At 55.2% G+C, this 20385-nt stretch carries 20 protein-coding genes; 11 read left to right on the forward strand and 9 right to left on the reverse strand.

The genetic code is table 11. From position 1 onward, the window contains the following. Nucleotides 1-9 precede the first annotated feature (9 nt). Together BQ5379_RS01170 and BQ5379_RS01175 are read left to right on the forward strand one after the other, a co-directional pair. Nucleotides 10-1158: an iron-containing alcohol dehydrogenase gene (locus BQ5379_RS01170; protein ID WP_071133738.1), complete on the forward strand. Its 1149-nt coding sequence runs from the start codon at nt 10-12 to the stop codon at nt 1156-1158. Between the two features lie 178 nt (nt 1159-1336). Then, nucleotides 1337-1681 carry a cupin domain-containing protein gene (locus tag BQ5379_RS01175; protein WP_071133739.1) on the forward strand — a complete coding sequence of 115 codons (345 nt, stop codon included), beginning with the start codon at nt 1337-1339 and terminating at the stop codon, nt 1679-1681. 292 nt (nt 1682-1973) lie between these two features. On the opposite strand, the gene greA is transcribed toward BQ5379_RS01175, so the two are convergent. Next, nucleotides 1974-2444 carry a transcription elongation factor GreA gene (greA, locus tag BQ5379_RS01180; protein WP_071133740.1) on the reverse strand — a complete coding sequence of 157 codons (471 nt, stop codon included), beginning with the start codon at nt 2442-2444 and terminating at the stop codon, nt 1974-1976. Nucleotides 2445-2659: 215 nt separating this feature from the next. Here greA and BQ5379_RS01185 point away from each other — a divergent pair, with 215 nt between their 5' ends. From BQ5379_RS01185 to BQ5379_RS01210, 6 genes are read left to right on the forward strand one after another with little or no spacing between them, the layout of a single operon-like run. Next, nucleotides 2660-3274, forward strand: coding sequence for an IMPACT family protein (locus BQ5379_RS01185; RefSeq protein WP_071133741.1), 615 nt, complete (start codon nt 2660-2662; stop codon nt 3272-3274). An 8-nt stretch (nt 3275-3282) separates the two neighbouring features. Continuing rightward, the gene (gene pyrB / locus BQ5379_RS01190; protein ID WP_071133742.1) at nt 3283-4194 is read left to right on the forward strand and encodes an aspartate carbamoyltransferase; all 912 of its coding nucleotides are present in this window, start codon (nt 3283-3285) and stop codon (nt 4192-4194) included. A gap of 29 nt (nt 4195-4223) precedes the next feature. Continuing rightward, the gene (locus BQ5379_RS01195) at nt 4224-4706 is read left to right on the forward strand and encodes an aspartate carbamoyltransferase regulatory subunit (RefSeq protein ID WP_071133743.1); all 483 of its coding nucleotides are present in this window, start codon (nt 4224-4226) and stop codon (nt 4704-4706) included. Between the two features lie 45 nt (nt 4707-4751). After that, complete coding sequence (gene uvrA, locus BQ5379_RS01200) at nt 4752-7598, forward strand: excinuclease ABC subunit UvrA (RefSeq protein ID WP_071133744.1); 2847 nt, start codon at nt 4752-4754, stop codon at nt 7596-7598. A gap of 17 nt (nt 7599-7615) precedes the next feature. Further along, nucleotides 7616-8863: a M16 family metallopeptidase gene (locus tag BQ5379_RS01205; protein ID WP_071135491.1), complete on the forward strand. Its 1248-nt coding sequence runs from the start codon at nt 7616-7618 to the stop codon at nt 8861-8863. A gap of 2 nt (nt 8864-8865) precedes the next feature. Next, complete coding sequence (locus tag BQ5379_RS01210) at nt 8866-9507, forward strand: O-methyltransferase (protein ID WP_071133745.1); 642 nt, start codon at nt 8866-8868, stop codon at nt 9505-9507. Here the strand turns inward: BQ5379_RS01210 and BQ5379_RS01215 are convergent. The 8 genes from BQ5379_RS01215 to rplM form a co-directional block, all read right to left on the reverse strand. After that, nucleotides 9491-10333, reverse strand: coding sequence for a metal ABC transporter permease (locus tag BQ5379_RS01215; RefSeq protein WP_071133746.1), 843 nt, complete (start codon nt 10331-10333; stop codon nt 9491-9493). The two genes, BQ5379_RS01210 and BQ5379_RS01215, sit on opposite strands and share 17 nt — an antisense overlap. Then, nucleotides 10330-11106: a metal ABC transporter ATP-binding protein gene (locus tag BQ5379_RS01220; RefSeq protein ID WP_071133747.1), complete on the reverse strand. Its 777-nt coding sequence runs from the start codon at nt 11104-11106 to the stop codon at nt 10330-10332. The genes BQ5379_RS01215 and BQ5379_RS01220 overlap by 4 nt, the downstream gene beginning before the upstream one ends. 19 nt (nt 11107-11125) lie before the next feature. Beyond that, a complete protein-coding gene (locus tag BQ5379_RS01225) occupies nt 11126-11989 on the reverse strand; it encodes a metal ABC transporter solute-binding protein, Zn/Mn family (protein WP_071133748.1) in 864 nt (287 codons plus the stop codon). Nucleotide 11990: 1 nt separating this feature from the next. Continuing rightward, a complete protein-coding gene (locus BQ5379_RS01230; protein ID WP_071135492.1) occupies nt 11991-12479 on the reverse strand; it encodes a GAF domain-containing protein in 489 nt (162 codons plus the stop codon). Between the two features lie 112 nt (nt 12480-12591). Beyond that, nucleotides 12592-13416, reverse strand: a complete 825-nt coding sequence (gene tsf, locus BQ5379_RS01235; protein ID WP_071133749.1) for a translation elongation factor Ts — start codon at nt 13414-13416, stop codon at nt 12592-12594. 113 nt (nt 13417-13529) lie between these two features. Beyond that, nucleotides 13530-14369 carry a 30S ribosomal protein S2 gene (rpsB, locus tag BQ5379_RS01240; protein ID WP_071133750.1) on the reverse strand — a complete coding sequence of 280 codons (840 nt, stop codon included), beginning with the start codon at nt 14367-14369 and terminating at the stop codon, nt 13530-13532. Between the two features lie 212 nt (nt 14370-14581). Beyond that, the gene (gene rpsI / locus BQ5379_RS01245) at nt 14582-14977 is read right to left on the reverse strand and encodes a 30S ribosomal protein S9 (protein WP_071133751.1); all 396 of its coding nucleotides are present in this window, start codon (nt 14975-14977) and stop codon (nt 14582-14584) included. Then, complete coding sequence (gene rplM / locus BQ5379_RS01250) at nt 14977-15432, reverse strand: 50S ribosomal protein L13 (RefSeq protein ID WP_071133752.1); 456 nt, start codon at nt 15430-15432, stop codon at nt 14977-14979. The genes rpsI and rplM overlap by 1 nt, the downstream gene beginning before the upstream one ends. A gap of 199 nt (nt 15433-15631) precedes the next feature. On the opposite strand from rplM, the gene truA reads away from it, so the two are divergent. The 3 genes from truA to BQ5379_RS01265 are packed head-to-tail and all read left to right on the forward strand — an operon-like array spanning nt 15632 to nt 20249. Next, complete coding sequence (truA, locus tag BQ5379_RS01255) at nt 15632-16369, forward strand: tRNA pseudouridine(38-40) synthase TruA (protein ID WP_071133753.1); 738 nt, start codon at nt 15632-15634, stop codon at nt 16367-16369. An 8-nt stretch (nt 16370-16377) separates the two neighbouring features. Next, nucleotides 16378-18801 carry a glycoside hydrolase family 95 protein gene (locus BQ5379_RS01260; protein ID WP_071133754.1) on the forward strand — a complete coding sequence of 808 codons (2424 nt, stop codon included), beginning with the start codon at nt 16378-16380 and terminating at the stop codon, nt 18799-18801. A gap of 8 nt (nt 18802-18809) precedes the next feature. After that, on the forward strand, nt 18810-20249 hold the full coding sequence (locus tag BQ5379_RS01265) for an aminoacyl-histidine dipeptidase (protein ID WP_071133755.1): 1440 nt from the start codon (nt 18810-18812) through the stop codon (nt 20247-20249). Nucleotides 20250-20385: the final 136 nt, after the last annotated feature.

Here is a 20385-nt window from a genome sequence, read left to right on the forward strand (position 1 = left end):
ACCTACGGAATGAATAATTTCACATTTTGCAACCCGACCAAACTGATATTCGGTAAAGGAACCATTGCGAAAATCGCAGCCGAGATTCCGGCCGATGCAAAAATCATGATGACATACGGTGGCGGTAGTATCCGTCGAAACGGCGTTTACGACCAGGTGAAAGCTGCCCTGAAAGAGCGTACCGTGGTAGAGTTCGGCGGGATCGAACCCAATCCGCAGTATGAGACGCTGATGCGTGCCATTGCCATCGCCCGCGAAGAGGGGGTGAATTTTCTGCTGGCAGTCGGCGGAGGTTCGGTGATCGACGGAACCAAATTTATCGCTACGGCGCTTAAGTATGCGGGCGATCCGTGGGAATTCATGGTAGATCCGTCGAAAGCGGTCGATGCGATTCCGCTGGCTACGGTGCTGACCCTGCCGGCCACCGGTTCCGAGATGAACAACGGGGCAGTGGTGTCGCGCAAGGAGTTCAACGAAAAACTCGCTTTCCACAATCCGAACGGTTATCCGCGCTTCTCGGTGCTCGATCCCGAAGTGTGCTATTCGCTGCCGCAGCGTCAGGTGATTAACGGCATTGTCGACTCGTTCGCTCATACGTTGGAGCAGTACCTGACCTTCAATACCCAGTCGATGGTGATGGATCGCTGGGCCGAAGGGCTGTTGCAGACGCTTGTGGAGCTGGGGCCGAAGCTGGTGGAACGTCACGACCGTTACGAGGATGTGGCCAACTTCATGCTGACCGCGACGATGGCCCTGAACGGCTTTATCGCGATGGGTGTGCCGCAGGACTGGGCTACCCACATGATCGGTCACGAACTGACCGCCCTCCACGGGCTGGATCACGGCGTGACGCTGGCGATCGTCTATCCGGGTATGATGCGGGTGATGCGTCGCGAGAAGTTCGACAAACTGGTGCAGTATGCCGAACGGGTATGGGGTGCCACCGGTACGCCCGACGAAAAGGTCGAAGCGGCGATCACTAAAACGGACGAATTCTTCCGCAGCCTGGGCATGAAGACCCGCCTGTCGGAGCACGGCGTTGGGCAGGATACGATCGATTTCATTGTTGAACGTTTCCGCAAACGCGGTTGGAATCTGGGCGAAAGCGGTCAGGTGACGCCCGAACGCGTGGCCGAAATCCTGAAGGACCGTTTGTAATATGTCTGCTATGCATTGCGGAGCGTCTACCCTGTCGGGCGGATGCTCCGTATTGTTTATTAGGGGACGGATTGCACGTGAGCGGGGTTGCTCTGTGATGAGTTGCTCGAAGTGGAAAGGCTAACGGAGCAGGGGAGTGGGCCGGTCGGTGCGAACCGTACCCACAATAAATGTATTTATGGCAAATCTGTACGATAAACGAGGAATTGTGCCTCCGTCCTCGACGCAGGAGTGGGATCGTGAGGTGTTCGATACGCTGCTTTCCGCATCCGTGTCTGCTGGTCAGCCGGTGCGAATTGAGCGGATCATGTCGTTCGGCCAATGCAATGGCGAATGGTATGACCAGGCGTGGGGGGAGTGGGTGATGGTGGCGCGTGGCGAAGCGGTGTTGGAGTGGGCTGACGGACAGGTGACTGAGTTGGAAAGTGGCGATTATGTGTGGATCGAACCTCATCGGCGGCACCGTGTGCTGCGCACGTCGTTCGATTGCGTGTGGCTGGCCGTGCATTTGGGCGGCGAATAAGCCGAAAAAGGAGCGGCGTGATGTTGGCGATTGTTTGAGAGGCGGCTATGGGTACACCATGCAGATAGTGCCTGCTGTGTAAGTGTGCATCCGTTTTGTGTGAGCGCGGTTGATTGTGTCTGACTGTCACAGTGCCCCCAAGGTCAATAAAAGGTGTAAACGATTGAAATTGTGGCTTCTTCCGGCGCGCTTGTCAGGCTTCGTAGGTGTAATTTCCATAGATGACTTTAAAAACAAACGGCCGGAGACTAACACAGTCTCCGGCCGTTTGATATAAAAGAGGTATGAATGATTAGATAGAGATATCCAGTACTTCCAGTTTGAGAATGCCGGACGGAACCTTCACCTCGACGATGTCACCCCGTTTTTTGCCCAGCAGGGCCTGGGCGATGGGGGTGCCGATCGAGAGTTTGCCCTCTTTGAGGTTGGCTTCGTTTTCAGAAACGATGGTGTATTCCACCGTTTTGTTCAGGTTCAGGTTTTTGATGGTCACCCGGTTGAGCAGTTGGATGCTGTTGGTGTTGAGTTTCGATTCGTCGATGATGCGGGCGCCGGCGATCGTGGCTTCCAGCTGGGCAATGCGCATCTCCAGCATGCCTTGTGCCTCTTTAGCGGCATCGTACTCTGCGTTTTCCGACAGGTCACCCTTGTCGCGTGCTTCGGCGATCTGAGCCGAGATAACCGGACGTTCGGCTTTCAGTGCGTCCAGTTCGCTGCGAAGTTTGCGCAGCCCGGCTTCGGTTATGTAAGTCGTTTTTGCCATAACTTTTGGTTTTTCTATGCGATAAAAAGAAAGACCCCCGAAACCCTGCGGGTGACGGGAATCCACTTCGTTTGAAACTGAAACAAAGGTAAGTATTTATTTCCGATAAACCAAACCCCGGGTGCGGTGAATCTCGTCCCGAAAAATTATTCTGCGGAGGCTTTGGTTATCCGGGGGCGAATGGCTATTTTTGTTCAGTTTATCCGACTCGGAGCGTGATTAGCGATACCTATCTCACCATCGCCGCCCCTGCCGAGGGGCTTTATAAAGACAAAGGCAGTCGTTTCCTGGCCTTTGCTTATCCGATTTGTTCCGAAGCCGACGTCAAACCCCTGGTCGATGCCCTGAAAACAAAGTACTACGACGCCCGACACCATTGTTATGCGTGGCGGCTCGGTACGGAACTCTCCGACGGCGGCGTGCGTTTCCGCGCCAACGACGACGGAGAGCCGGCCGGTACGGCCGGTCGGCCCATTCTGGGGCAGATCCTCTCGCGCGAGTTGACCAACCTGCTGGTTGTGGTTGTGCGTTATTTTGGAGGGATCAAACTGGGAGTGCCCGGGCTGATTGCCGCCTACAAGGGGGCGACGCTCGATGCACTGGAGGCTGCCGAGGTTACCGAACGAACCGAAGACCGGACGATCGTTGTGGAGTTCCCATATTTGGTGATGAATCAGGTGATGAAGGTGGTGAAAGATATGGAACCCCGGGTGCTGGGGCAGGAGTTTGACCTGGCCTGCACGCTGCGGGTGTCGGTGCGGATGCGTGATGCCGAAAGTTTTGCCCGGCGGGTCGGAGACATCGAAGGAGTTAATGTGTCATTCTCATAGCGCGTATTATGAAAGAAAAACAAAGCCTGGTGTCGATCCATGACTTTACCAAGGAGGATATCCTCCGGATCATGGAACTGGCGGCCGATTTCGAAGCGAATCCCAATCAGCGGTTGCTGTACGGAAAAGTGGTCGCATCGCTCTTTTTCGAACCCTCCACGCGGACGCGGCTCAGTTTCGAGAGCGCCATCAACCGACTGGGGGCTCGTGTCATCGGATTCTCGGATATGAACAATACGAGCGTCACCAAAGGCGAGACGCTGCACGACACCATTCGCGTGATCTCGAATTACTGCGACATGATCGTGATGCGTCACCCGGTCGAAGGGGCGGCCCGCTATGCCAGCGAAGTGTCGCGCGTGCCCGTGGTCAATGCCGGCGACGGAGCCAATCAGCACCCCAGTCAGACCCTGCTCGATCTCTATTCGATCCTCAAGACCCAGGGGCGGCTCGACAATATCAACATTATGATGGTCGGGGACCTGAAATATGGCCGCACTGTCCATTCCCTGCTCGAGGCACTGTCGCACTTCAAGGCTGAGTTTACCTTTGTTTCACCGCCCGAACTCCAGATGCCGATGGAGTACAAGATGCAGCTCTATGAGCGTGGCATCTCCTACTACGAAACCGCCGACATTATGGAACGCATGGAGATGGCCGACATCATCTACATGACCCGCGTGCAGCGCGAGCGTTTCTCGGACATCATGGAGTACGAACGTGTCAAGAATGCCTACATTCTGCACAACGATATGCTGACCAACACCAAGCCCAACATGCGTATCCTGCACCCGCTGCCCCGTGTCAATGAGATTGCCACCGACGTGGACGACAATCCCAAGGCTTACTGGTTCCAGCAGACCGAAAACGGGGTCTATACCCGTATGGCGATTATGGCATACTTGTTTGGGGTCAAATAATTGAGGGGTTTTACTTAAACTGCACAGTCATGTCTGAACAACAGGAAAATAAAAAGGGCGTCCTCGAGGTGAGCGCCATTGAAAACGGAACCGTCATCGACCACATTCCGCCGACCAGCCTTTTCAAAGTCATCAAACTGTTGAATCTCGATCAAACGACGCATCAGGTAACCTTTGGTACTAACCTGAAAAGCAAGCGGTTGGGGGCTAAGGCGATCATCAAGATCGCTGACAAGTATTGTGCCGATGAGGAGATCAGCTACATCTCGCTGGTGGCTCCCACGGCGCGGCTCAGCATCATCCGGGACTATGAGGTGGCCGAAAAACGTCAGATCGAGGTACCTACCTCCGTCGAAGGTTTCGTTAAATGCGCCAATCCCATGTGCGTGACCAACCATGAGCCCAACGTGAAGACCCGTTTTGATGTTTTCACCCGTGGAGGAGAGCTGGTGCTGCGGTGCAAATACTGCGAAAAGGTAACCACGCAGGAACAGATCGAAATCATACGATAATCGCGTCGTTCTGCGTTGTTAGGTTGTAGAATTTAACAGGAACGGATGGAACAATACATTCATGTCAAGGGCGCCAGAGTTCATAATCTCAAAAACGTAGAGATTAAAATTCCGCATAACAAGCTGGTCGTGGTGACCGGTTTGTCAGGCTCCGGAAAATCGACCCTGGCGTTCGACACGATATTTGCAGAGGGACAGCGGCGCTATGTGGAGAGCCTGTCGGCCTATGCCCGGCAATTCCTGGGCAAGATCGAAAAGCCCGACGTGGACTTTATTACCGGTATTGCGCCGGCCATTGCCGTGGAGCAGAAGGTCAATACACGCAATCCCCGCTCGACGGTCGGCACCTCCACCGAGATATACGACTACCTGCGGCTGCTCTATGCCCGGATTGGGCGGACCTACTCGCCGGTGAGCGGTTGCGAGGTGAAGGCCCATACTGTGCAGGATGTGATCGATTACGTGGTCACGCTGCCGGTCGGTTGTCGGGCGATGCTCGTGGCCCCCGTGGCGCTTCACGAGCAACAGGGCGTGATCGAGAAGTTGACCCTGCTGATGAAAGACGGTTTTGAACGTCTGGTGCTTCCATCCGCCGAGATGAAATATACGCAGGATATCCTGCCCGAGATCGAACACTATCGAGCCGAGGAACTTTCCGTGCTGGTCGACCGTTTTTCCGTGCCCGAGCAGGCCGCTGCCGCGCAGGAGTGGCAAAGCCGACTGTTCGACTCCGTACAGACCGCATTCGAAATCGGCGACGGACATTGTTCGATAATCTCTTTCCCGGCTGATAAACAATCCGGAACAGGGCCTCACTTTGAACCCTTCTCTAACTGTTTTGAGGCCGACGGCATTACCTTTCAGCGCCCGTTTGAACACATGTTCAGTTTCAATAATCCGCTGGGGGCATGTCCTCGGTGCGAAGGGTACGGGCGTGTCGTGGGAATCGACGAAGATCTGGTGATTCCCGACAAATCGAAAACCATCTACGAGGATGCCATAGTCTGCTGGCGCGGTGAGACCATGAAGTGGTGGAAAGAACAGTTGATTATGAATGCCTCGAAATTCAACTTCCCGATCCACAAATCGTTCCATGAATTAACTGAAGCGCAGCGTCGCCTTCTGTGGCGCGGAAATCAGTATTTTCACGGGCTGGACGAGTTCTTCGAGTTTCTGGAGAAAGAGCGTTACAAGATTCAGTATCGTGTGATGCTGTCGCGCTATACCGGCAAAACGACCTGTCCTGATTGCGGCGGGGCCCGGTTGCGTCCCGAAGCCACCTACGTGAAGATTGGTGGCAAGGCCATTACCGATCTGGTGCGTATGCCCGTCAGCGAGCTCAAACGGTTTTTCGATGAGCTGGAGCTCGACGAACACGATGCTTCGGTCGGAGGGCGTGCCCTCACCGAGATCAAAAACCGGCTGCAATATCTGGAGGATGTGGGGCTTTCGTATCTCAATCTCGACCGGCTCTCCTCGACCCTCAGCGGTGGTGAAAGCCAGCGAATCAATCTGGCGACTTCGTTGGGCAGCAGCCTGGTCGGTTCGCTCTATATTCTCGACGAGCCGAGCATCGGGCTCCACCCGCGTGATACCGACAAACTGATCGGGGTGCTCAAACAGTTGCGCGACTTGGGGAATACGGTCATTGTTGTGGAGCACGATGCCGAGATTATCCGCGCGGCCGACGAGGTGATCGATATTGGCCCCCTGGCCGGTTATCAGGGTGGGGAGGTGGTCTTTCAAGGCGCTTTTGCGGAAATGGAAGCAGCTGCGGAGCGTCCCGACAACCGTAGCCTCACGGTGCGTTACATGACCGGGCGCGAAGCGATCGAAATGCCGGCGCATGTCCGAAAAACAGGTAGTTATATCGAAGTGCACGGCGCCCGGGAACACAACCTGAAAAACATTGACGTGAAGATTCCGCTGGGCGTGATGACCTGTATCACCGGGGTGAGCGGCAGCGGTAAATCATCGCTGGTCAAAAATATCCTCTATCCGGCGCTGCGGCGCGAAGTGACCGAAACGGGCGACCGGCCCGGCGATTTCGACGGTCTGTCGGGTGATATTTTCCGCATCAAGGGAGTTGAGATGATTGACCAGAACCCCATCGGACGCTCTCTGCGGTCGAATCCCGTAACCTATATCAAGGCTTACGATGAAATTCGAAAGCTGTTTGCAGACCAGCAACTTGCGAAACAATATAAATTCGATTCTTCAAGTTTCTCCTTCAACATCGCCGGAGGGCGGTGCGAAGAGTGTAAGGGAGAGGGTGTGATCCGCGTTGAGATGCAGTTTATGGCCGACGTGGAGCTGGTTTGCGAGGCTTGTAACGGCAAGCGTTTCAAGGACGAAGTGTTGCAGGTTCGGTACCACGGCAAATCGATCTACGACGTGCTGGAGATGAGTATCGATGAGGCGATCGAGTTCTTTGGACAATATACCGAACAGGATAAGATAAATCTGCGTATCATCGAGAAACTCAAAACGTTGCAGGATGTCGGTTTGGGGTATGTGAAACTCGGGCAGTCATCCTCGACCCTCTCGGGCGGTGAAAGCCAGCGTGTGAAACTCGCCTCGTTCCTGCTGAAGGAGAACAGTTCGCAGCCGATCCTCTTTATCTTCGACGAACCGACAACCGGTCTCCATTTCCACGATATCAAGAAGTTGCTTCGGTCATTTGATGCGTTGATGCAACGCGGCCATACGGTTGTGGTCGTGGAGCACAATATGGATGTCGTGAAGTGCGCCGACTGGGTGGTCGATCTGGGACCCGACGGCGGGCAGCAAGGTGGCAATCTGGTGTTTGCCGGCACGCCGCGTCAGCTGGCGGCTGCTTCGGCGAAAACCGGCAGTTATACGGCGCGTTATCTGAAGGAGGTTATTGGCTGATAGTCTGATGAATGAGTATGTCTGAAACTGAATTCGATACATTTACCCTGCCGAACGGGATTCGATGCGTCCATCGGCGTCCGCCGGGTGGTCGTAGTGCTGGTGTGGCTCACCTGGCCCTAACCATCGGTGCCGGAACCCGTGACGAGGCGCCCGACCAGCATGGTGTGGCCCATTTGGTCGAACACTTGATGTTCAAGGGTACGAATCGTCGCTCGGCCTATCAGGTGAATAGCCTGCTCGAAAACTCCGGCGGTGAGTTGAATGCCTTTACGACAAAAGAGGAGACAGTCATTCATACGACGCTCCTGCGATCGGAATTTACAAAAGGAATTGATCTGCTGGCCGATATGGCCTTTAACTCCAAGTTCGATACGCGTGAGCTGGAGAAGGAGCGCGAAGTGATTATTGACGAAATCAATTCGTACAAGGACTCACCGGCCGAGCTGATCTTTGATGAATTCGAGGAGCTATTGTTTGCCGGTTCGCCGCTGGGACGTAATATACTTGGAAACAAACGGAATCTTAAGCGTGCGACCCGTCAGCAGTTGATCGATTACGTGCAGGGACACTATCGGCCCGATCGAATTGTGATTTCTGCTTCGGCGCAGATGTCCCATCGTCGTTTCCGTGAAATATGCGAGCGATATTTGGGGGCACTCGCTCCGTTCGATACCGCGTCGGTGTCTCAACGAGTGGCTCCCGAACGGCAGCCGCGATTTGAATGGACGAGGCATAAAAATACTTATCAAACGCATTGTTTAATAGGTGGATATGGCTATAACCTGAACGATGAGAAGAGGGCGCTGCTGGCATTTCTCGTACATGTGCTGGGTGGACCATATTCAGTGTCTCGTCTCAATATGCAGTTGCGTGAAAAACATGCGCTTACCTACAACGTCGAAGCCGGTTATGTGCCTTATGGCGACAGTGGCGTCTATACGATCTATCTAGGGTGCGACAAGGATAAGCTAGAACAGTCCGTCGAATTGGTTCGCAGTGAGTTGCGCAAGTTACGTGAAGTGAAAATGACCGCTTCGCAACTGGCACGGGCTAAGAAACAGTTTATCGGTCAGCTGCTGATCACCTCCGAAAATACCGAAAATCTGATGCTGGGGATTGCCAAAAGTGTGCTGGTATACAATACCTTCGACAGTACGGAGACGATCGCGGCCAAGATTAATGCCATCCGTGCCGAGGAGTTGCTGGAGGTGGCTAATGAAATTTTTTGCGAAGAAAACCAATATTCATTGATATATCGGTAGTTATGTCTTCCAATCTGGAGCGTTACATCATTGATCATATTTCACCTGAAGATCCCGTACTGACCGAACTCGACCGGCAAACCCATTTGCGTGTCATTCAGCCGAGAATGTTGTCGGGGCACCTGCAGGGCCGTCTGCTGGAGATGTTTACGGCCATGGTGCGCCCGCAGTATGTGTTGGAGCTGGGAACCTTCACCGGTTATTCGGCTATTGCGATGGCGCGCGGCCTGGAGCGTCCCGAGGCGGTGCTGCATACGGTGGAGGTGAACGACGAACTGTACGATTTTGCGGCCGAATATATCGAAAAGGCCGGACTGAGGGACCGGATTGTGCAGCATATTGGTCCGGCACTGGAGGTGGTACCGCAGTTAGGGCTGGTTTTCGATCTGGTCTTTATTGACGCCGACAAGCGGGAGTATCCCGACTATTTTCGGATGTTGCTGGATGGTGGCTATGTGCGTTCCGGAAGTATTATTTTGGCTGATAATGTGTTGTGGAGCGGCAAAGTGGTAGAGGAGGTGGCCCATAACGACCGGCAGACACTGGGCCTTCTGGAGTTCAACCGCATCGTGCGCGACGATCCTCGGGTTGATCAGGTGATTGTCCCGTTGCGTGACGGACTGACGATTATCCGCGTAAAATAACCCGCTTTCGGCGGCGTGAGACGGCCTGGATGAGTTTGATGATGCCGTAGGTAACCGCCAATGCTGCAATCGCAGCGGCACCCGACGGAATGTTGCTCTCGTAGCTGACGTAGAGCCCGATCCACGTTGCTGCTACGCCCACGACGCAAGACCCGACGGTGAGGCGTTTGTAGTTGCGGGTGAGTGTGCCGGCGATCACGGCGGGCATGGTGAGCAGCGACATCAGCAGTACGATTCCCATCGTTTTGATGTTCAGTACGATCGTTACGGCGATCAGCATCATCATCAGGTAGCTGATAAAGGTGACGGGCAGCTTCTGCGAGGCGGCGAACTCACGGTCGAATGCCGTGTAGACGATGGCGCGATAACAGAGACTGAAAAGCAGTATGAGGCTCAGGTCCAATGCGCCGAGCCACAGAAGGTTTGCCCCGTCCACCAGCAGAATGTTCCCGAACAGGAAACTCATCAGATTGGGGGCATATCCCGGCGTCAGAAAGACGAAAATAATCCCGATAGACATACCGAGTGACCAGAGAACGCCCGTTGCGGCATCTTCGCTGATTTTGCCCTTTCGGCTGAACAGTTCTATGCCGACGGCGGAACAGATGGCAAAAATCAGCGCTCCGAAGAGCGGATTGGCGCCGAGGTAGTAGGCGATGCCGATTCCGCCGAACGAGGCGTGTGTGATCCCGCCGCTCATGAAGACCAGTCGGCGTGACACGATATAGGTTCCGATCAGCCCGCACGCAATGCCCGACAGCAGGGCGGCCAGGGCTGCGTTGCCCAGGAAACGGTAGGTGAATATCTCTTGCAGGAATTCGATCATCGGGATTCGTTCGATTTGCGGTCGCAACAGGCGCATCCGCGGTGTTGCGACAGGACGGTATGGGGTACCGGACCGTGCGAAATCAACTGGATCGGACAGTCATATTCTTGCAACTGTTCGGGGCTGATGATGTTCGACGGATGGTAGTGAAAACAGCGGTTGATGCAGACGATGCTCTTGACGTAACGGCTGATGGTGCCCAGGTCGTGCGAGACCATCAGAATTGCCATGCGGCGGTTCAATTCGGCAAGCAGTTCGTATAGCTCTTTTTCGAACTTGTTGTCTACGAAGGTCGTTGGTTCGTCGAGGATCAACAGTTGCGGGTCGGCAATCAGTGCGCGACAGAGCAGCACTCGTTGAAGCTCGCCGCCCGAAAGGCCGCCGATGGTGCGACCGGCCAGCCGACCGACTCCAATCTCGTGAAGCAGCCGTACGGCCCGTTCCCGGTCTTTCTTTCCGTAACGTCCGAAGAGGCCTTTTTCGGAGGCCAGTCCCGACATAACGACGTCCGTAACGGCAATCGGAAAACTTTTGTCGATGCTTTTGATCTGCGGCAGGTAGCCCACGCGGAGTTTCGGGTCTGTGCGTTCGATCGTGCCGGCCAGCGGTACCAGTGCGCCGGTTAGCGTGCGGATAAAGGTGGTTTTACCTCCCCCGTTGGGCCCGATCACACCGATGTAGTCCCGCTCGCCGATGGTCAGGTCGATGCCGCTGACAATCGGATTTTCGCCGGGATAACCGACCGACAGATTTTTGATTCGGAGCAGTTCCATGATTTTGTTTCGGGCTGTTCTATTCGTTCAGAATCACCTGAAGGGAGTCGGCAAGTCGGTACATGTTTGACAGCCAGTCCGGCGCCAGCGGGTCGAACTCTACGGCGTGTCCTCCAGGCAGTTCGCGGGCAATGGTTTGTGCGGCGGCATCGCTGGTCTGACGCTGGTAGAGCACCCCTTTTATCCCGAGGCGCTGCAGCGAGTCGACCAGCTGTTTCATCACCTTGACGCTGGGCTCTTTCCCCTCGTTCTCGATGGCAATCTGCCGGAGCCCGTAGTCGTTGGCGAAGTAGGTGAGTGAGGTGTGCCCGATGGCGAAGCTGTTGCGCTGCGCGCCGCCTAATGCCTGGCGGATATGGTTGTCGAGTGAATCGATCTGTGCAGCAAACTGTTCGGTACGCTGCTGAAATACCTGTGCAGAATCGGGATGCAGTTGCTGCAGTTGAGTGGCGATGCGGCCGCCCATCTGTTTGACGATGCGGGGCGATAGCCAGATATGCGGATCGACGCCATGGTGGTGGCCGTCGTGTCCGTGACTGCAGTGGCCGGCTACGGTTTCAACCCCTTCCGAAAGGTCGAGAATGACGGTATTCGGAGCGATGTCGCCGATCTTTCCGGCCAGCGCCTGTTCGAAGTCGATCAGTCCGGTCGAGATGTAGAGTCGGGCGTCGGCGAGGGCTTTGATCTGCTGTACGGTCGGTTCGTAACTCTCGGGCGAAGTGGTCTCGGGAACCAGCACTTCGACGCGGGTCCCGGGGCTGGCGATCTGCTCAACGACATATCGCAGTGGGGCGATCGATACGTATATTACTTCATCTTTCGGTTTGGATGATTGTCCGCAGGCAACTAACAATAAGGATATTATCGGGATTAATTTTTTCATCTTAGAACAGTTTTGCTCCGATTCGTTCCATCAGGGTTTCCAGTTGTGTGAGGTCTTCTTCGGAAAAGTCGTCGAGGCGGTCGCTGTCAATGTCGAGGACACCGAGCACTTCTCCGCTGGGAGCAAAGATGGGGATGACAATCTCGGACCGTGAGGCGGAACTACAGGCAATATGGCCGGGAAAGGCATCGACGTCGGGAACGAGTTGGCTTTTGCGCTGTGCCCAGGCTGTTCCGCATACTCCTTTGCCGTGGCCGATCCGTGTGCAGGCCAGCGACCCTTGAAAGGGACCGAGCACCAGCCGGTCACCGATCACGCGATAAAACCCGACCCAGAAAAAACCGAAGGCTTCGCGCAGCGCGGCGGCCGTGTTGGCCATGTTGGCAATCGGATCGGTTTCTGCGGCTACGAGCGCCTCGATCTGGGGGAGCAGAGCAGTGTAGCGTGCTTTGCGGTCGTTGGTCTGTGGGAGGTTCAGTTGTTCTGCCATGGTTTCGCTTTGGAAAAACAAAGGTAACGAAAAAAGCCGTTCTTTCCATGTGCGGAAAGAACGGCTTTCAAAGGTTTCGAGCGGCGCAAGGGATTGTACCGCCCGATGAGAATTAGTCGTTCAGCGAGAAGCGTTTGTAGGCTACGACGGTTGCTTCGGGGTTGGCGTTTTTGATGAACTGGGCAACGGTGAGTTTGTTGTCTTTCACCAGAGCCTGGTTCAGCAGGGTAGATTCTTTGAGGAATTTACCCACTTTACCTTCGGCGATTTTGTCGAGCATGGCTTCGGGCTTGCCTTCGAGACGAGCCTGTTCGCGACCGATTTCACGTTCTTTTTCGAGGATGTCGGCGGGGCAGTCGTCTTTGCTGATCGAGATGGGGGCCATGGCGGCAGCCTGCATGGCTACGTCGTGGGCAACTTCAGCGGGGATCTGGGCGTTGAAACCTACCAGGGTACCGAGTTTGTTGTTCATGTGAACGTAGCTGGCGCACTGAGTGGCTTCGATTTTGGCGTAGAACGAGAGTTCGATTTTTTCGCCGGTCTGGCCCGATTTTTCGGTTACCATCTCTTCGACGGTCTGGTTGCCTACTTTGAGGGCTTTGAGCGAATCGAGGTCGGCAACGTCGTTTTTCACGGCGATGTCGAGCATTTCGTTCACGGTTTTGATGAACTCTTCGTTTTTGGCCACGAAGTCGGTTTCGCAGGCCAGGCAGATCATGTATCCTTTGGTGTCACCGTCGGTCAGGCGAGCGGCAACAACGCCTTCGGTAGCTTCGCGGTCGGCGCGTTTGCTGGCAACGAGTTTACCTTTTTCGCGGATGATGTCTTGGGCGCGGTCGAAGTCGCCGTTGGCTTCGGTCAGTGCTTTTTTGCAGTCCATCATGCCTGCGCCGGTCATTTTACGTAATTTGGCTACGTCTGCGGCTTTGATTTCCATGGGTTGTGTCCTTTCTAAAGGGTTATTGGTTATATACGTAACGTGCCGTGAGTGTCGTTTATTGCAACAGACTCCCGGCACGCTGACGCTGTCAATGTAAGTTGTATGGTCGCTTATTCAGCTGCGGTTTCGGAAGCTGTTTCTGCTTCGGTTTCGGCTACTGCTTCGCCTTCGCTGTCGGCAGCTTTGCGCGTGCGGGGACGTGCTTCTTTTTTAGCTGCGGCAGTGTTTTTAGCGGCTTCGGCTGCCTCTTTTTCTTTTTCCACCTTGCGTTCAGCGAGACCTTCCTGGATAGCTGCGGTTACGGTGTCGAGGATGACTGCGATCGATTTCGATGCGTCGTCGTTGGCCGGGATCACGTAGTCGATGTTGGTGGGGTCACAGCAAGTATCAACCATGGCGAACACCGGGATGTTCAGGCGTTTGGCCTCTTTCACGGCGTTGGCTTCCTTCTGTACGTCGATGACGAACAGGGCGGCCGGCAGACGGGTCAGGTCGGCGATCGAACCGAGGTTCTTTTCCAGTTTGGCGCGCTGGCGAGCGATTTGCAGTTTTTCGCGTTTGCTGAAGTTGTCGAACGTGCCGTCGTTGCTGAGTTTGTCGATGGTAGCCATCTTCTTCACCGCTTTGCGGATGGTGGGGAAGTTGGTCAGCATACCGCCGGGCCAGCGTTCGGTTACGTAGGGCATTGCCACCGAAGCTACTTTTTCGGATACGATCTCTTTAGCTTGTTTTTTGGTGGCAACGAACAGGACTTTGCGTCCCGATTTTGCTATTTGTTTGAGTGCGGCGGCGGCTTCGTCGAGTTTCACCACGGTTTTGTGGAGGTCGATGATATGGATCCCGTTCTTTTCCATGAAGATATAGGGAGCCATTTTGGGGTTCCACTTCCGTTTGAGGTGTCCGAAGTGTACGCCTGCCTCTAAAAGTTGATTGAAATCTGTTCTTGGCATTGTTTTGATTTTTAAAAATCTGTTTTAACTCTTTCGTCACCCGTGGGGTAGTGTCGTGTCTGCATCACGCAGAGATCGGCAGTCCTCTCGGGTTTTCCGCAGCTTATGCAACGAAGCGGTAGTACTGTATGGGTAGTCTGCGTTCGTTTGGGCCTACAGAGGGGCCGGTAACATAGGCTGTGCGATGAGGATGGTGCGTAGGTCGCGTAGGATTAACGTTTGCTGAACTGGAAGCGTTTGCGTGCGCCCGGACGACCCGGTTTCTTACGTTCTACGACGCGTGCGTCGCGGGTAAGGAAGCCGTGTTTTTTCAGTTCGGGGCGAAGCTCTGCGTCCATTTCGATCAGGCAGCGCGAAATCCCGAGGCGTGCAGCTTCGGCCTGTCCTTTGATACCGCCGCCGGTGAGGTTGATCTTGATGTCCACGCCTTCGGTGAGGTTGGTCACCATCAGCGGTTGTTTAACAACGAATTGGAAGATCTCCAGCGGGAAGTAGGTTTCGAGCGGACGGTCGTTGATCGTGATGTTGCCGCTTCCACCTGCGGTCAGGTATACGCGTGCAACGGCGGCTTTTCTGCGGCCTACGGCGTTTACAACTTCTTGACTCATTATTTAATTTCGTTTAATTTGATGGTTTTGGGGCTTTGTGCCGTATGCGGGTGTTCTGCGCCTGCATAGACTTTCAGGTTGCCGAGGATAGCCGCTCCGAGACGGTTTTTGGGCAACATCCCTTTGACTGCTTTTTCGATGAGGAAGGTCGGTTTCTTGGCCAGGTAATCGGCGGGGGTGGCATAGCGTTGGCCGCCCGGATAGCCGGTGTGGCGGGTGTAAACCTTATCGGTCATCTTTTTCCCCGTGAGACGTACTTTGTCGGCGTTGATGATGATGACGTTGTCACCGCAGTCAACGTGGGGAGTGTAGCTGGGTTTGTTCTTACCGCGCAGGATTTTGGCTACCTGCGAAGCGAGCCGGCCCAGCGCTGCGTCTGTCGCGTCGATGAGGTACCACTCTTTGTTGGCGGTCTCAGCGTTGACAGAGATGGTTTTGTAGCTTAATGACTCCACTTTTCTACGTGTTTGTGTGTTAATACTGTGTTAGTTGTGACCCATTCCCATACTTTATGGGGCGTGCAAAGGTAAGAATTTTCCCTGATTTTACAAATATTCCGTCATTTTGAATTGCTTCCCCTCGGGCGGGCGGTGATTTTTTCTCGATTTTTTTGGCTATCTTGCACGTTCCATTTACGACCGATCGTTTTTGATTATGGCAAGATATTTCATCGAACTGGCTTATAACGGAGCCGCTTACAACGGCTGGCAGCGTCAGCCCAATGCCCCTTCGGTTCAGGAAACTCTGGAAAAAGGACTCTCCATGTTGCTTGGTGCTCCCCACGAGATTGTCGGAGCGGGACGGACCGATACCGGAGTCCACGCGGCATTTGCCGTGGCGCATCTCGATACGCAGGTCGACCCCGGGCGGGTGCTGGCTCCCGAGTTTGTCTATCATCTGAATTGCGTATTGCCCAAAGATATTGCCGTACGACGGATATATGCTGTCCCGGACGATCGCCATGCCCGGTTCGATGCCCGGCGTCGGGAGTACAAATATTATATCACGACCGTTAAGGATCCCTTTGCGACCGGAACGGCCTGGCAGATCACCCAGCCGCTCGACGTGGATGCCATGCAGACCGCTGCGGTATCACTGATGCGGTACGAAGATTTTACCTCCTTTGCCAAACTCCATTCGGATAATCGCACCAATATCTGCACGATTTACGGAGCCAACTGGCAGACCGAAGGCAGCCGGCTGATCTTTACGATAGCGGCCGACCGTTTTCTTCGGGGTATGGTCCGGGCCATCGTCGGGACGCTGGTCGATGTCGGACGGGGTAAAATGACCCCTCCACAGTTTTGCACGATCATTGAGAGTCGGGCACGGGCCGAGGCCAGTGCTCAGGCTCCTGCACACGGACTTTTTTTGACTGACGTACAATACTAACCAAACTCATGAAGCACAAAACTTTGACTTTTTTAGCCGTGGCGACGATAGGGTTGGCACCCCTTTCTGTCGAAGCGGCCGTACCGTTGAAATTGACTTACGACCGACCTGCAAAGGACTGGATGACCGAAGCGCTGCCCATCGGAAACGGATATATGGGCGCAATGTTTTTCGGAACACCGATGGAGGATGTTATTCAGTTTTCTGAGGAGAGCCTTTGGGAAGGGGGGCCCGAAACGGGTGGAACGTATGACGGCGGCAACAAGATAGGGGCCTGGAAATATCTGGCTCCGGTGCGGGCCTTGCTCGATTCGGGACAGTTGGATAAAGCCTATGCGTTGGCCAACAGTCAACTGACCGGTCGCATCGACGGTAGCAAGACCTATCCCGGTGGCCCCTCGTTCGGGGACTACGGAGCGCAGCAGACTTTCGGCGAGGTGCTGGTGCGGACGCTTCCCACGGGAGCGGACACCGATACCGTATCCGATTATCGTCGCGAACTCGATATCGCGCAGGCTGTCGGAGGTGTAAATTATCGTCGGGGGACGGTCGATTACTCCACCGAATACTGGGCATCCTATCCGAAGCGGGTCGTTGTAGCTCGTTACAGCAATACAGCGCCGACCGGTTGCGGGTACGAAGTAGCGCTGGCTACGCCCCACAAGGATGTCACGATCCGCCGCACCGCTTCCGGACAGTTGACTCTCGAGGGACGTTTGGCCGGAAATAAACTCGGCTTCGAAGCCGTCGTGCAGGTGTTGACTGACGGTAAATTCGTTTCGACCCCCAAAACGGCTCCGGCCGTCAAGGTCGAAGGGGCACACTATATAGAGGTATATCTGACAGCCGCCACGGAGTACAGGAACAGCTATCCTGACTATCGCGGCAACGATCCTGAGGCTCAGAATAAACAGGTGTTGGCCGCGTTGAAGGGGAACAGCTACGATTCGCTGAAGGCCGAGCATATCCGCGACTATCGTTCTTTGTTCGATCGTGTGTCGTTGGAACTCGGCACCAACAGTCAGACCGACTTTATGACCTCGGAACGGCAGTTGCAATACGGCATGGGAGCCTACGACCCCGCGCTTGAAGCACTCTTTTTCCAATGGGGACGCTACCTGCTGATCTCCAGCTCGCGTCCGGGAACCCTTCCGGCCCATCTACAGGGCAAGTGGAACAACTCGGCCAATCCGCCGTGGGCCTGCGACTATCACATGAACATCAACCTGCAAATGATCTACTGGCCGGCGCCGCTCACCGGACTGCCCGAAGTGAACCGGCCGCTGATCGACTATATCCTCTCGCTGCGTGAACCCGGCCGGGTGACCGCGCGTGAGTTCTTCAACGCCCGCGGTTGGAGTGTCCATACGATGAACAATCCGCTGGGCTATACCGCTCCCGGATGGGAATTCAACTGGGGGTACGCCCCCAACTCGGCCTCGTGGCTGGCCCAGCACCTGTGGGAACAGTTCGCCTTCTATCCCGACACTGCCTACCTGCGCAGCGTGGCATATCCCGTGATGAAGGAGCTGGCCCACTTCTGGTTCGACTACCTGAGCGTCGATCCGCGCGACAGCACGCTGGTCAGCTCGCCCTCCTATTCGCCCGAGCACGGAGCCATCTCGGCCGGCGCCACGATGGACCAGGAGATCGCCTGGGACCTCTTTACCAATATTCTCGAAGCCGACCGGGTGCTGCCCGATGCCGACCGTGCCTTTATCGACAGTGTTGCGATGGTACGCCAACGGCTCTCGCCGCTGAAGATCGGTCGCTATGGTCAGTTGCAGGAGTGGAAAGCTGACCTCGATGATCCGCAGGACAATCACCGTCACGTATCGCACCTCTTCGCCCTCCATCCCGGGCGTCAAATTGCGCCGCAAACCGACCCGAGACTGGCCGAAGCCGCTCGCAAAACGTTGGTCTATCGCGGCGATGATGGAACCGGCTGGTCGCTGGCCTGGAAGATCAACTTCTGGGCACGTCTGCAGGACGGAGACCATGCCTATACGATGAGTCGCCGTGTGCTGCGCCCCGCCGGCGGAGTGGCCACAAATATGGCCACTGGAGGCGGCTCCTACTCGAACCTCTTCTGCGCCCACCCGCCGTATCAAATGGACGGGAATATGGGCTATGTGTCGGGCGTGACCGAAATGTTGCTTCAGTCCCATACCGGCACGGTGCTCGAACCGGTTATCGATCTGCTGCCCGCCCTGCCTGCCGCATGGCCCCAGGGCAAAGTTCGTGGTCTCCATGCTCGCGGCGGTTATACGGTTGATATGGTGTGGGAAAACGGCAAACTTGCCGAAGCGGTGATTCGCGCCTGCGAAAACTCGCCCGAGACCGTTACGGTGCGTTACCGCGGCACCGAACAAAAAGTGTCGTTCAGCTCGTCGGAACGACAGTCTGGAACTGAAAAACACCTCAAATTCTAATCCATACTATGAAAGAAATCACAGAACTCGAACCGAAGGCACTGTGGAAACAGTTTGCCAAAGTGTGCTCGATACCGCACCCTTCGAAGCACGAAGAGAAACTGCGTGCGTATATCATCTCGTTTGCCGATGAACACGGACTCGAATATCAGCAGGACACGGTGGGTAATATCGTTGTGCGCAAGGCTGCCACGGCCGGTTATGAAGATCGTCCCGGAGTGATCCTTCAGGCCCATATGGATATGGTGCCTCAGAAAAACAGCGATCTGAAATTCAATTTCGAAACCGACCCCATCGAACCCTATGTGGATGGTGAATGGGTGACCGCTCGCGGTACGACGCTGGGGGCCGACGACGGGATGGGAGTCAGTGCGATGCTGGCCATCCTCGAATCGAACGACGTGGCTCATCCGGCTCTCGAATGCCTCTTTACGGTCGACGAAGAGACCGGTCTGACCGGCGCCAACCAGCTGGCCACCAACATGCTCAAGGGGAGTGTGCTGATCAATCTCGACTCGGAAGACGAAGGCGAACTCTACGTTGGGTGCGCTGGTGCCGTGAACGTTACGGCCAATTTTGAATACAAGGAGGAGGCGACGCCCGACGATCACGTTGGCTACGAAGTGTCGCTCTCGGGCCTTAAAGGTGGACACTCCGGGCTGGAAATCATCCTGCAGCGTGCCAACGCCAACAAACTGCTGGCTCGCTTCCTGCGTGAGAATAGCTACGTGCTGCTGTCGACGATCGACGCCGGTGGATTGCGCAACGCCATTCCGCGTGAAGCCAAAGCGGTCGTAGCGGTACCCGTGGCACAGACCGAAGCGTTCGAACAGGCTGCCACGGCATTCTGCGTGACGCTGCAACGTGAATTCGCCCATGTCGAAGACAGCATCAAATTCGGAGTCAAGCGTGTCGCTGCGCCCACAATCGTGGCTTCGCGCGACTTCCAGACCCGTTTTATCGCGGCTCTGACGGCCATGCCGAACGGTATCATGCGCATGAGCGATACGGTACCGGGCCTGGTTGAAACCTCCACCAATATGTCGCGTATCGAAATGACGGGAGGCAAGGCTCAACTGCTCTTCATGGTTCGCTGCATGGTCAACTACGGCAAACCCCAGGTGGTGGCCATGATCGAATCGGTAGTGACGCTGGCCGGCGGTCGTATCGAAGCTCAGGGCGATTACGACGGTTGGGCACCGAATCCCGATTCCCGTATTCTGCACGTGATGAAAGAAGGGTACGAAAAACTCTTCGGCAAGACACCGGCCGTCAAGGCGATCCATGCCGGATTGGAATGCGGTATTATCGGAGCCAAATATCCGCAGCTGGATATGATTTCCGTTGGTCCGACGCTGCGTTATCCTCACTCGCCGGACGAAAAGGTTGAGATCGCATCGGTGGTACGCTTCTACGACTTCCTGATCGATACCCTCAAGAATTTCTAAGCCTTTTGCCTCTGTATGGGGCGCATGTCAAAACAGAGAGAGGCGAATTCCCCGAAAGGAATTCGCCTCTCTCTGTTGGTTTATACCGGGTCATTACGTCTGCGCGATTGTGTTCTTGTGCAGGGTGTTGTCAGAC

Origin of the sequence: Millionella massiliensis (assembly GCF_900104655.1) — a bacterium.
In the GTDB taxonomy this organism is placed as follows: Bacteria; Bacteroidota; Bacteroidia; order Bacteroidales; family Rikenellaceae; genus Rikenella; species Rikenella massiliensis.